1 protein-coding gene is annotated in these 524 nt (G+C 45.4%); it reads right to left on the bottom strand.

Annotated features, from left to right (window positions below; genetic code table 11):
* Positions 1 to 233: 233 nt before the first annotated feature.
* Positions 234 to 524, bottom strand: a 291-nt coding sequence (locus tag ACS8FD_RS24390) for an enoyl-CoA hydratase-related protein (RefSeq protein ID WP_439277743.1), incomplete at its 5' end; no start/stop codon positions are given.

Here is a 524-nt window from a genome sequence, read left to right as displayed (position 1 = left end):
CGCAAGTAGTGATGGTCAGCATGCGGTGGCACCTGTTTCTAAGGCAATATCAGGTGTATGGAGTGATTGCCTAACGGGGATAGGCAGTGAATGGTCGCCACAGTTTTCTGGTTATATTGCTGGTGCTATTGAAGCGGCAAGCCTTGCGGTACAAAACTTGCCTGAAAAGATGTAGTTTTTAATTTTATTAATAGTATTGTTATTAAGTAGCGTTCTTCTAAATGGTGAAGCTATTAACGTCCCGTCCATACTGCATGGCGCTTTTCGATAAAGGCATCAATGCCCTCGCTCACATCGTCTGCCATCATATTGCAGGTCATCACTTGTCCGGCATATTCATAAGCATCCGCTAAATCCATGTCCAACTGTTTATAGAACATATCTTTGCCCGTTTTGACCGCGACAGAGGATTTGGCAGTAATGGCATCGATTAAAGATTGCAGCGTTGCATCCAACTGATCCGCTGGCGCGACACGATTAATGAGTCCTTGCTGCAAGGCCGTATGGGCATCGATAAACTCACC

It is taken from the genome of Psychrobacter sp. 1U2 (assembly GCF_051847575.1).
The sequence above is the reverse complement of the archived record's forward strand: the minus strand, read 5'-3'. Positions and strand labels throughout refer to the sequence as shown.